Raw genomic sequence first — 12,059 nt, 5'->3', positions numbered from 1 at the left:
ATTTTCGCTCTTTGTGCTAAACTGGCCACCCGTTAGTGATATACACTCTCGGTTGGATAAGTAATTTGGCGAGATTATACGATGATCAAACAAAGGACACTTAAACGTATCGTTCAGGCGACTGGTGTCGGTTTACATACCGGCAAAAAAGTCACACTGACGCTGCGCCCTGCGCCGGCCAATACCGGGGTCATCTATCGTCGCACCGACTTGAATCCACCGGTAGATTTTCCGGCCGATGCCAAATCTGTGCGTGATACTATGCTCTGTACTTGCCTGGTGAACGAGCATGACGTGCGGATTTCTACCGTAGAGCACCTGAACGCCGCCCTGGCGGGTCTGGGTATTGACAACATCGTTATTGAAGTCGATGCGCCAGAAATCCCAATCATGGATGGCAGTGCTGCTCCATTCGTTTATCTGCTGCTTGATGCGGGCATTGATGAACTGAACTGCGCGAAGAAATTTGTACGCATTAAAGAGACTGTTCGCGTGCAAGATGGCGACAAGTGGGCTGAATTCAAACCGTTTAATGGTTTCTCGTTGGACTTTACCATCGACTTTAACCATCCGGCGATTGACGGCAGCAACCAGCGCTATGCGATGAACTTCTCTGCTGATGCGTTTATGCGTCAGATTAGCCGTGCACGTACTTTCGGTTTCATGCGTGATATCGAATATCTGCAGTCCCGTGGCCTGTGCCTGGGCGGCAGCTTCGATTGTGCCATCGTTGTTGACGATTATCGCGTACTGAACGAAGACGGCCTGCGTTTTGAAGATGAATTCGTTCGTCACAAAATGCTGGACGCAATCGGCGACCTCTTCATGTGTGGTCACAACATCATTGGTGCATTTACCGCGTTTAAATCCGGCCATGCACTGAACAACAAATTGTTGCAGGCAGTCCTCGCAAAACAGGAAGCCTGGGAATTTGTGACCTTCGAAGATGAAGCTGAACTGCCACTGGCATTCAAAGCGCCGAGCACGGTTCTGGCGTAACGGTTAATTCCGTATCGTAAAATCGACTGGTTGACCTGGTACTCTCTCCGGCCAGGAAGACCAGTCGTTTTTGTTTTTGCACGTCTGATTTTCTTCCCCGCATGATTATTGCCCGCTAAGCACAGTATGCGCGCGCGTTCGCTGCATTCTTGACCGTTTTTACCCGTGGCAATCTGTCATTCCTGCTGATGTATTATCGCTTTAGTGATAATATCTGTGCGCTAAATAATATCTGAACGCATGCCTGAACAGGCCTGCATACGATGGTGGATTAGGTGAGCGGAATACTAACGCGCTGGCGACAATTTGGCAGACGTTACTTCTGGCCGCATCTCTTATTAGGGATGGTTGCGGCGAGCCTCGGCTTGCCTGTACTCAGCCACACCGCAGAAGCGGCAACGCCTGCGAACACCACCACCGCCAAACACGATCTCTCCACGCGGGTTAACTTCACTCATCTCGCGCTGCTCGAAGCCAGTCGCCGTCCGAACTTTACGGTCGATTACTGGCATCAACATGCTATTCGCACCGTCATCCGTCATCTTTCGTTTGCTATGGCGCCACAAGCCGTGCCTGCTGCGGAAGAGTCGCTGCCGGTTCAGGCGCAACATCTTGCGCTGCTGGATACGCTCAATGCGCTGCTGACGCAGGAGAGCAAACCGCCGGTCATCGTTCGTCAGATGGCTCAGACCGCCTTTATCCCACACGCCGCCTTTTCGGTGTCCGCCTGGATTAGTCAGGTGCAGGGCATCCGCGCCGGGCCACAACGCCTCAGCTAAATTAACTTTTTTTCAATACCTTAATTTATCTGCCCATGATGGGGCGTGTGAGAATTTATTATGCTAATCAAATTATTAACCAAAGTTTTCGGTAGCCGTAACGATCGTACCCTGCGCCGTATGCGCAAAGCGGTCACCGTCATTAATGGTATGGAACCGGAGATGGAAAAACTCTCCGATGACGAACTGAAAGCGAAAACGGGCGAGTTCCGTGAGCGTCTGGAAAAAGGCGCAACTCTGGAAAGCCTGATCCCGGAAGCTTTCGCCGTGGTCCGCGAAGCGAGTAAACGCGTGTTTGGCATGCGTCACTTCGACGTTCAGCTGCTCGGCGGTATGGTTCTGAACGAACGCTGCATCGCAGAAATGCGTACCGGTGAAGGTAAAACCCTGACTGCAACGCTGCCTGCCTACCTGAACGCGCTGACCGGTAAAGGCGTTCACGTCGTGACCGTCAACGACTACCTGGCACAGCGTGACGCCGAAAATAACCGTCCACTGTTCGAATTCCTCGGCATGTCCGTCGGCATCAACATGTCCGGCCTGCCCGCTCCGGCGAAGCGTGAAGCGTACGGCGCGGATATCACTTATGGCACCAACAATGAATACGGTTTTGACTACCTGCGCGACAACATGGCGTTTAGCCCGGAAGAGCGCGTACAGCGTAAACTGCATTACGCGCTGGTGGATGAGGTCGACTCAATCCTCATCGATGAAGCCCGTACTCCGCTGATCATCTCCGGCCCGGCTGAAGACAGCTCCGAGATGTACCGTAAAGTCGACAAAATCATCCCGCACCTGATTCGTCAGGAGAAAGAAGATTCTGATACCTTCCAGGGCGAAGGCCACTTCTCCGTGGATGAAAAAGCGCGTCAGGTGAACCTGACTGAACGCGGTCTGGTCCAGATCGAAGAGCTGCTGGTTGAGCAGGGCATTATGGAAGAGGGCGAGTCACTTTACTCCCCGACCAACATCATGCTGATGCACCACGTTACTGCGGCATTGCGCGCTCACGTCCTGTTCACCCGCGATGTGGATTACATCGTGAAAGACGGCGAAGTGATCATCGTTGATGAGCACACTGGCCGTACCATGCAGGGCCGTCGCTGGTCTGATGGTCTGCACCAGGCTGTGGAAGCGAAAGAAGGCGTCGATATTCAGAACGAAAACCAGACGCTGGCTTCTATCACCTTCCAGAACTACTTCCGTTTGTATGAAAAACTGGCGGGCATGACCGGTACAGCGGATACCGAAGCGTTCGAATTTAGCTCTATCTACAAACTGGATACCGTTGTTGTTCCAACGAACCGCCCAATGATCCGTAAAGATATGCCGGATCTGGTCTACATGACCGAAGCGGAAAAAATTCAGGCGATCATCGAAGATATCCGCGAGCGTACCGCTGCAGGCCAGCCGGTGCTGGTGGGTACTATCTCTATCGAAAAATCCGAAGTGGTTTCTCACGAGCTGGATAAAGCGGGCATTAAGCACAACGTGCTGAACGCTAAATTCCACGCCAAAGAGGCAGATATCGTTGCGCAGGCGGGTTATCCGGCTGCGGTTACCATCGCTACAAACATGGCGGGTCGTGGTACCGATATTATGCTGGGCGGTAGCTGGCAGGCCGAAGTGGCCGAGCTGGAAAACCCAACGCCAGAACAAATTGCGCAGATCAAAGCTGACTGGCAGGTGCGTCACGATGCGGTGCTGGCCTCCGGTGGTCTGCACATTATCGGTACTGAGCGTCACGAATCTCGTCGTATCGATAACCAGCTGCGTGGTCGTGCGGGTCGTCAGGGTGATGCCGGTTCTTCCCGCTTCTACCTGTCAATGGAAGATGCCCTGATGCGTATCTTCGCCTCTGACCGTGTGTCTGGCATGATGCGTAAACTGGGGATGAAACCGGGCGAAGCGATTGAGCACCCTTGGGTGACCAAAGCGATTGCCAACGCACAGCGTAAAGTGGAGAGCCGCAACTTCGATATTCGTAAGCAGCTGCTTGAGTATGATGATGTTGCCAACGATCAGCGTCGTGCTATCTACACCCAGCGTAACGAACTGCTGGATGTGTCCGATGTGAGTGAAACCATCAACAGCATTCGCGAAGATGTCTTCAAAGTGACTATCGATGCGCACATTCCACCGCAGTCTCTGGAAGAGATGTGGGATGTTGAAGGCCTGCAGGAACGTCTGAAAAACGACTTCGATCTCGAACTGCCGATCAAAGAGTGGCTGGACAAAGAGCCAGAGCTGCACGAAGAGACGCTGCGCGAGCGTATTCTTGAAACTGCGGTTGCCGTTTACAAGCAGAAGGAAGAAGTGGTTGGCACCGAGATGATGCGTCACTTCGAGAAAGGCGTCATGTTGCAGACCCTGGACTCTCTGTGGAAAGAGCATCTGGCAGCGATGGATTACCTGCGTCAGGGTATTCACCTGCGCGGCTATGCGCAGAAAGATCCTAAGCAGGAGTACAAACGTGAATCCTTCGCCATGTTCGCCTCTATGCTGGAGTCACTGAAATACGAAGTGATCAGTACCCTGAGCAAAGTTCAGGTGCGTATGCCAGAAGAAGTGGAAGCGATGGAACAACAGCGTCGTGAAGAGGCTGAGCGTCTGGCACAGATGCAGCAGCTGAGCCACCAGACTGACGAAGACGAAGCGGCAGCGGCGATTGCATCCCAGACGGGCGATCGCAAAGTGGGCCGTAACGATCCGTGCCCATGTGGTTCCGGTAAAAAATACAAAGCGTGTCATGGCCGTCTGAGCTAAACACGTATCACCAGTTGAAAAGGCGCAGACATCTGCGCCTTTTTTATGGAAGTCACAATATGAAAATACTGCAAATCGCTGTCGGGATTATTCGCAACCCGCAAAACCAGATCTTCATTACTCAACGCGCCGCTGATGCCCATATGGCGAATAAATGGGAGTTTCCTGGCGGGAAAATCGAATCAGGTGAAACGCCGGAACAGGCGCTGATTCGCGAACTTCAGGAAGAGGTGGGGATCACCCCGAGTGGCCCTATATTGTTCGATAAGCTCGAATACCAGTTCCCGGATCGCCACATTACGCTGTGGTTCTGGGTGGTGGAAAGCTGGGAGGGGGAACCCTGGGGCAAAGAGGGACAGCCTGGCAACTGGGTTGAATTAGAAGCGCTGGACGCCGATAAATTCCCGCCAGCCAATGCGCCTGTCATTGCGAAACTGATTGAGGAATGGAAGGCCTGCTAAGCCGATTGTCAGCAGGCGCTGCGGAGAACGGGTTACTGCTGTTCTTCGCTCCAGTCGTCGCTGTCGGACAGATCGCCCGCGCTCGGGATGCGTTTCTCTTCCGCAGCCCATTCACCCAGATCGATTAACTGGCAGCGTTTGCAGCAGAACGGGCGAAACGGGCTGATTTCGCCCCAGATCACGGCTTTCCCACAGGTCGGGCAACTGACGGTAATAATTTCAGACATCAATACTCCTTAGCAGCAAGCCAGTTCGAAATCGAGACGTTCTGGCACGGTGCCATTTTCACTGTCCAGCGGCATAAAGCGAATCGCAAAGCGGCTTTTATGCCCGGAAATCTGCGGATAAAGCTGCTCGCCGAGCGCAATATTCAGACGCAGTAGATCGGCATCGTCGCCGTTGTCCTGGTAAAAACCGTTAAGGCTGGTCTGCTTGCGAAACGGCGATGAGTGGCGCACGAGATCGAGGATTAGCGTCAACGCCTGATTCATTGGCTCCAGACTTTCCATCCAGCTCGTCACCTGTGCATCGCGTTGTTGTTGCTGCATATGCAGCCACATGTGCAACGTTGGCAGGTCGAAACTGCAACAGCCGCCCGGAATGCTCAGACGCTGGCGCACCAGGGCAATCAGGCGGTCTTCGCGCAGAAACTGCCCCACGCGAGGCGCAGCCATCAGAATGCTACTGCTTTGTTTCAGCTGAAGACGCAGGGAGTCAATGCGGCTCTGATCGACACCGGGAACTTCAGTCCAGGCCTGCAGTTTACGCTGCTGGCGCTCAAGTTCTTTCAGTAATTCGGTACGAACGTCACCGCGCTCAATGACATCCAGTAGATCGCCGACATTGCGAAAAAAATGCAGCGCCGTAGCGTGATCGGCGATAGGACGATGGTGCGACATCTGCTGAATGAGAAATTCTATGCGCAACCAGGTGCGCATTTTTTCATTGAGTGGGTGCTCAAAAAGGATGTGCGTATTCATTATGGTTTTTCCTGTGCTACGGCCTGCGCCGCGTAGATCAGATACTGGGCGTGCAGGCGGGCAACATCCGATTCAATTGTGTCGGGTGCGCCATCATTATCAATAACATCATCTGCGACGGCAAGGCGCGCTTCACGCGTTGCCTGCGCAGCAAGAATTTGTTCAGCGTGCTGACGAGTGACATTATCGCGCAGCATCGTACGCTGAAGCTGTGTCTCAGGCGATACATCGACGACCAGAACACGATCGGCTTTGTGCTGCAGCTGATTTTCAACGAGCAAAGGAACAACCCATAGCACATAAGGTGATGTGGCCGCAGCGATCTGGCGCTGAGTTTCCTGGTGAATCATGGGGTGCAGGAGGGCATTGAGCCAGGTTTTCTCAGCGGGCTGCGCAAAGATACGTTCACGCAGCAGGCGTCTGTTCAATGTGCCATCGGCATTGATGATGTGATGTCCGAAATGCCCGGCAATCGCATTAAGGCCGGGTGTATGAGGCTCTACCACCTGACGGGCAATAATATCCGCATCAATAATCGCGATACCCCGACGTGAAAAAGCATCGGCCACGGTGCTTTTGCCACTGCCAATACCGCCCGTTAACGCTACGACGTACCCCATTAAATCAGATCCTGGGAATTATTCATTTTTAAAATCAGCTGCTTAGAAATTGAACTTACAGTAGCGAATGGTTAATTCTGTTTACCTGCTTTTGACCAGGTAAATTTATAGGATTGTAGCGTAAAAAAAGAGAAATTCGCAGTCTTGCGGAGCACGTATTAGTGCGTATGATAACGTCACTGGAGTTGTGCTTTTAACATATTTGCCTCTAACCCCAGGAATCCGCACATGCGTATCGAAGAAGATCTGAAGTTAGGTTTCAAAGACGTTCTCATCCGCCCTAAACGCTCTACGCTGAAAAGCCGCTCAGACGTTGAACTCGAACGTCAATTCACCTTTAAGCATTCCGGTCAGACCTGGTCTGGCGTGCCTGTTATTGCCGCTAACATGGATACCGTCGGTACCTTTGCTATGGCTACCGCGCTGGCGACTTTCGATATTCTGACTGCGGTGCATAAGCATTACAGCATTGAAGAGTGGAGCGCTTTTGCCGCTTCAGCATCTGATGATGTGAAGAAACACATCATGGTATCTACCGGTACCTCCGATGCGGATTTCGAAAAAACCAAACAAATCCTGGTCGCAAATCCCGAGTTTAATTTTGTCTGCATCGACGTTGCGAATGGCTATTCCGAGCATTTTGTTCAGTTCGTCAGCAAAGCGCGCGCAGCCTGGCCGACCAAAACCATCATTGCGGGTAACGTCGTGACCGGCGAAATGTGCGAAGAGCTGATTCTGTCTGGTGCAGATATCGTGAAAGTCGGTATCGGTCCAGGCTCTGTTTGCACCACGCGTGTTAAAACAGGTGTTGGCTATCCGCAGCTGTCCGCCGTGATTGAGTGTGCCGATGCGGCCCACGGCCTGGGCGGTCAGATCATCAGCGACGGTGGCTGCACCACCCCTGGCGATGTGGCGAAAGCCTTTGGCGGCGGCGCTGATTTCGTGATGCTGGGCGGTATGCTGGCAGGGCACGAAGAGAGCGGTGGCGCAGTAGTTGAAGAAAATGGCGAGAAATTCATGCTGTTCTACGGCATGAGCTCTGAATCGGCCATGAACCGCCACGTTGGCGGCGTTGCACAGTACCGTGCAGCAGAAGGCAAAACCGTGAAACTGGCTCTGCGCGGCCCGGTCGAAAATACCGCTCGCGACGTTCTGGGTGGGCTGCGTTCTGCATGCACGTATGTCGGCGCATCACGCCTGAAAGAGCTGACCAAACGCACTACCTTTATCCGCGTTCAGGAACAAGAAAACCGCGTTTTCAATAGCCTGTAATCGCTTTATCGCTGGTGCGCACCTGCGTGCCAGCGCTATCCCGCACTCATGGCGTCCCCCAGATGGAAAATGGGCAGATACATCGCCACCACCAACGTTCCGATTATCACTCCCGTCACAATCAATAGCAGCGGTTCTAACAGCGACGCCAGATTATCCGCGTGCTGAAACGTCTGCTCGTTATGATGACGCGCCAGATTGGTCAGCATCATATCCAGGGCTCCAGAAACCTCACCCGTTCGCACCAGCTGGATGCATAACGGGGTGAAAATTCCTGCGTCACTTAGCGACGACCAGATAGGTGCCCCCTGCACCACACGCTCCCTGACATCCCGCAGCACCTCTTGCCAGAACATCCCCTCGACCGACTCCTGGGCGCTTTCCAGTCCTTGTAAAAAAGCGATGCCTGCCTGCTGTGTCAGCGATAACACGGTAAATATTTGGCTCAGCTTTTGCCCACGAATCAGCGAGCCCATAATGGGCACACGCAACCCAAATCTCTGATGAAAACGCTGCCAGCCTTCATACCGCCTTAGGAAACGCATGACGAGCACCGGGGACAGTCCGATGCATATCAGCGCGGTGAGATGCTGACCAACAAAGTCAGCAAATCCGATAACCAGCTTTGTGAGCAGCGGTAAGGGGGTATTAAACGTCTTATAAATAGCAGCAAACTCGGGCAATACCAGCGTGACCATCGCCATCACCACGACAACGGCGAGGGCCAAAATAATCGTGGGGTATCGCAGGGCCTTTTTTACTTTCGCACTAAGTTGCTGCTGTGATTGCTGCTGCTGTGCTAATTCGCGGCAGCACTCTTCCAGTTTTCCGGTGAGTTCACCGGTTTTCATCATCGAAATATAGAGCGGAGAAAACACCTCCGGCCATTTCTTTAAGGCGTCGGAGAAGGCACAACCCGCGCTGAGATCGTCTGCCAGACTGGCCAGTAGTGCCTGCCACTGCTTAACGGGATGCTGCTCGGCCAACATTTGCAGGCTCCAGGCGAGCGTCAGTCCAGCCTGAAGCAGGGCAGCAAGTTGTCGGAATATTTCATAACAGTGCTGTGTCTGCCATTTTTGCTGCATAAGATTGCGCTTCAAGGCCAGCGGACAGAGCGCCTTTTGCGACAGCTGACCCCAGGCCGACTCGCGATCGGCAGCCCAAAGTGTGCCCTGCTGCAGTTCCCCCTCAACCGTGAGCGCACGCCAGCACCAGAGATATTTAACAGCCATCAGGCATCCCCAGTACGCGAAGTAGCTCTTCGAGCGTGGTGTGCCCACGCTCTACGGCCAGGCACCCGTGTTCAAATAGCGTGGTCATACCCGTTCGTCGGGCTGTTTTTTCGATCTCTTCAATTGATGCACCACTGGCGATAGCCTGGCGGATATCATTGTTCACTGGCAGCACTTCAAACAGAGCGACGCGGCCATAAAACCCGTGATAGCAACGATCACAGCCCACCGGCTGCCAGTGCGGTAGCTTGCGTGGCCAGACTGTTTTAGGGAGTCTCGCCTCCTGGTAGCTCTCCTTTCGACAATGGGGGCAGAGGCGGCGTACCAGCCTTTGTGCAATGACCAGCGTCAGAGCAGAAGAGACCATCCAACGGGCAACCCCCATCTGCTGAAGACGGATCAGGGTCTCTGTCGTGGAATTTGTGTGCAGCGTGGAGAGCACTAAATGGCCCGTCTGCGCGGCTTTGATGGCGATTTCTGCCGTTTCACCGTCGCGGATCTCACCCACCATGATGATGTCCGGATCCTGGCGCAATAGTGCCCGCAACACCGTTTGAAACGTCAGGCCCGCACGCGGGTTGATTTGCGTCTGGTTCAGCCCGGCCAGTGGGATCTCAATCGGATCTTCGACGCTGCAAATATTCACATCCTCCGCGTTTCGGGCCTGAAGCGCGCTATAGAGCGTGACGGTTTTCCCGCTGCCGGTCGGGCCGGTGACCAACAGTAACCCCTGCGGCTGGTTGAGCGCCTCGGCAAAAAGCCTGCGCTGTGCGTCTGTCATACCTAATGCGTCAAGCTCCAGAGCCTGCTGCACCTGATGCAGCAAGCGCAGCACGATTTTTTCACCACCCCGGCAGGAGAGGGTCGCGATGCGAAAAGAGACCGAGGCGCCCGCCAGTTCAACGGTAAACTGCCCATCCTGCGGCAGGCGGCGCTCGGCGATATCCAGATCGCCCAGCACCTTTAAACGGGCAATCAGGGTGGTTGCCAGCGCAGCCGCCAGCGGAGGCTGTGGATAAAGCACGCCATCAATACGTAAGCGGATTTGCCAGGCCTCTTCGGCAGGCTCAATGTGAATATCCGAGGCGCGCTGACTGAGCGCCTGCAGCAGCGTGCGGTTAAGAATATCGACAGCAGAACTGGCAATGGGAGTCACAACCGGCAAGTTTGACGGCGATGACGACTGCTGGTACTTCTCCATCCGCTCTTTGGTCCAGCATTCAATGTCGATTCGCTTTTGCGTCGCGAAGCGCAGGGCTTCCATCATTTGGGATGCCGGCGTGTCCACCACGGCAATGCTGACCATCTCGTCGTTGCTGGTCAGCAGCAGCGCACGATGTCGCTGACAAAGCAGTCTCAGTTGTTCTGAATTCATGTTCCGCCCCCTGTTATTTGCTGTCGAAGCGGAAAACGTCTTCACACGCTTGTTGAAGGGTGCTGTCGTTTGCAATGTTGCAATCACGCGTCCAGCCGGTAATGCCGTCGCCATCGCTCCAGAGCGGGGCTAAAACCACTTCAAGTCCGTTCAGACTCTCCTGGCCCGTGAGTGCTACAGCGCCTTTGGCAATGCTCATGGCAGAGACATAGCGCGTTGTCGTGGGCGAGGGAATGCCGTTGGTTCCGCCATCGCAGGTCCCGACACCGCCATGATCGAGTGCGCAAAGCTCAATCGCCGTGCGGTAGGGGACAAAGGTTTGCAGCATGTCGGTCAGTGCGGCTTTGCGCAGATAGTTTTGGTACGCCGGCACGCCGATGGCGCTCAGAATGGCGATGATGCCAATCACCACCATCAGTTCAATGAGGGTAAATCCATGTTGTCTGTTCATATCTGCTCCTTGAGTTTCGTGGCACAACTGTGGCAGCGGCAAAAAGCAAACACGAGGAGCAAAAAGAGAATTGTGAAAGGGGATTCAGAGAATTTTGACGCGGTTGCAGGAGAGCATCAGAGTTTTGCGAGAAGGGTCGTAATCACGGAATTTTCTTCCCCCTCTCTGGCATGAGAGGGGGAAGAGTCGCGTATTATTTGAAACGCATCGAGAGGTCAAGGGCCTGCACATGCTTGGTGAGCGCACCGACGGAGATGAAATCCACGCCGGTTTCAGCGAACTCACGCAGGGTTTCATGCGTCACGTTGCCCGACACTTCAAGCTGCGCCTGGCCGTTGGTGCGTTTGACGGCTTCACGCATCTGTTCCGTCTCGAAGTTATCGAGCATGATGATATCGGCTCCGGCTTTCAGCGCGGCATCAAGCTCTTCGAGGTTTTCGACTTCAACCTCGACAGGGACGTCCGGGTGCAGCCAGAAGGCTTTTTCGACCGCCTGGCGCACAGAGCCAGACGCAATAATGTGGTTCTCTTTAATCAGGAAGGCATCGGATAACCCCAGACGATGGTTCGCTCCACCACCACACAGCACCGCGTATTTCAGTGCAGTACGCAGGCCGGGCAGGGTTTTACGGGTATCCAGCAGTTGGGTTTTGGTGCCTTCGAGCAGGTCGACGTAACGACGAACGGCGCTCGCGACGCCGGACAACGTCTGGACGAAGTTCAGCGCAGTACGCTCACCCGTTAACAGCACGCGGGAAGGGCCGTCGAGTTCAAAAAGGGGCTGATTGGCGCTGATGCTGTCGCCATCCTGAACATGCCAGGTAATCTGAACGTCATCGCCGGCGAGCTGGGTAAAGACCTCCTCAACCCAGCGTTTGCCGCAGAACACGCCGTCTTCGCGGGTGATGATCACCGCGTGGGAGCGCGTCTCTTTTGGCAATAATTGTGCGGTAATATCGTTGTCCGCATTGACCTCGCCGCCCAGATCTTCGCGCAGCGCATGGGCGACGCTTGCCGGGATATCGAGGTTAATACGTTCCAGAAGCGCGTCACGTCGGTGGTCGGGGTTATAACGGCGAGGCGGCATGATAAAACTCCAAATTGGTAACGAATCATAAGATTGA

Annotated in this window: 12 protein-coding genes; 5 read left to right on the top strand and 7 right to left on the bottom strand. The window is 54.1% G+C overall.

Annotated elements, in window-relative coordinates; genetic code table 11:
* Positions 1 to 81: 81 nt before the first annotated feature.
* The 4 genes from lpxC (at position 82) to mutT (ending at position 5,005) form a co-directional block, all read left to right on the top strand.
* Positions 82 to 999: a UDP-3-O-acyl-N-acetylglucosamine deacetylase gene (lpxC, locus tag ETG88_RS11340; RefSeq protein ID WP_100777619.1), complete on the top strand. Its 918-nt coding sequence runs from the start codon at positions 82 to 84 to the stop codon at positions 997 to 999.
* 275 nt (positions 1,000 to 1,274) lie between these two features.
* Positions 1,275 to 1,778 (top strand): secA translation cis-regulator SecM, encoded by a 504-nt coding sequence (gene secM, locus ETG88_RS11335; protein ID WP_100777618.1) that lies wholly within the window; start codon positions 1,275 to 1,277, stop codon positions 1,776 to 1,778.
* 60 nt (positions 1,779 to 1,838) lie between these two features.
* On the top strand, positions 1,839 to 4,544 hold the full coding sequence (gene secA, locus ETG88_RS11330; protein ID WP_100777617.1) for a preprotein translocase subunit SecA: 2,706 nt from the start codon (positions 1,839 to 1,841) through the stop codon (positions 4,542 to 4,544).
* Positions 4,545 to 4,603: 59 nt separating this feature from the next.
* Entirely contained in the window at positions 4,604 to 5,005 is a 402-nt protein-coding gene (gene mutT, locus ETG88_RS11325; RefSeq protein WP_100777616.1) for an 8-oxo-dGTP diphosphatase MutT, read from the top strand.
* Between the two features lie 32 nt (positions 5,006 to 5,037).
* Here mutT and yacG read toward each other — a convergent pair whose 3' ends face one another.
* Genes yacG through coaE form a run of 3 tightly spaced genes read right to left on the bottom strand, consistent with a single transcriptional unit; the run spans position 5,038 to position 6,605 of the window.
* Positions 5,038 to 5,232 carry a DNA gyrase inhibitor YacG gene (gene yacG / locus ETG88_RS11320; RefSeq protein WP_100777615.1) on the bottom strand — a complete coding sequence of 65 codons (195 nt, stop codon included), beginning with the start codon at positions 5,230 to 5,232 and terminating at the stop codon, positions 5,038 to 5,040.
* A gap of 9 nt (positions 5,233 to 5,241) precedes the next feature.
* Positions 5,242 to 5,985, bottom strand: coding sequence for a cell division protein ZapD (gene zapD / locus ETG88_RS11315; protein ID WP_107702253.1), 744 nt, complete (start codon positions 5,983 to 5,985; stop codon positions 5,242 to 5,244).
* Positions 5,985 to 6,605 carry a dephospho-CoA kinase gene (gene coaE / locus ETG88_RS11310; protein WP_129035421.1) on the bottom strand — a complete coding sequence of 207 codons (621 nt, stop codon included), beginning with the start codon at positions 6,603 to 6,605 and terminating at the stop codon, positions 5,985 to 5,987. Before coaE ends, zapD begins: the two co-directional genes overlap by 1 nt.
* A 228-nt stretch (positions 6,606 to 6,833) precedes the next feature.
* On the opposite strand from coaE, the gene ETG88_RS11305 reads away from it, so the two are divergent.
* Positions 6,834 to 7,877, top strand: coding sequence for a GMP reductase (locus ETG88_RS11305; RefSeq protein ID WP_100777612.1), 1,044 nt, complete (start codon positions 6,834 to 6,836; stop codon positions 7,875 to 7,877).
* Between the two features lie 35 nt (positions 7,878 to 7,912).
* On the opposite strand, the gene hofC is transcribed toward ETG88_RS11305, so the two are convergent.
* The 4 genes from hofC to nadC form a co-directional block, all read right to left on the bottom strand.
* Complete coding sequence (gene hofC, locus ETG88_RS11300; protein ID WP_129035420.1) at positions 7,913 to 9,109, bottom strand: protein transport protein HofC; 1,197 nt, start codon at positions 9,107 to 9,109, stop codon at positions 7,913 to 7,915.
* A complete protein-coding gene (gene gspE, locus ETG88_RS11295) occupies positions 9,099 to 10,484 on the bottom strand; it encodes a type II secretion system protein GspE (protein WP_129035419.1) in 1,386 nt (461 codons plus the stop codon). The genes hofC and gspE overlap by 11 nt, the downstream gene beginning before the upstream one ends.
* Before the next feature lie 13 nt (positions 10,485 to 10,497).
* Positions 10,498 to 10,935: a prepilin peptidase-dependent pilin gene (gene ppdD / locus ETG88_RS11290; RefSeq protein ID WP_107702249.1), complete on the bottom strand. Its 438-nt coding sequence runs from the start codon at positions 10,933 to 10,935 to the stop codon at positions 10,498 to 10,500.
* 193 nt (positions 10,936 to 11,128) lie between these two features.
* Positions 11,129 to 12,022, bottom strand: a complete 894-nt coding sequence (gene nadC, locus ETG88_RS11285) for a carboxylating nicotinate-nucleotide diphosphorylase (protein ID WP_100777608.1) — start codon at positions 12,020 to 12,022, stop codon at positions 11,129 to 11,131.
* Positions 12,023 to 12,059: the final 37 nt, after the last annotated feature.

The sequence above is a fragment of the Lelliottia nimipressuralis genome (assembly GCF_004115925.1).
GTDB classification, from domain to species: Bacteria; Pseudomonadota; Gammaproteobacteria; order Enterobacterales; family Enterobacteriaceae; genus Enterobacter; species Enterobacter nimipressuralis.
The sequence above is the reverse complement of the archived record's forward strand: the minus strand, read 5'-3'. Positions and strand labels throughout refer to the sequence as shown.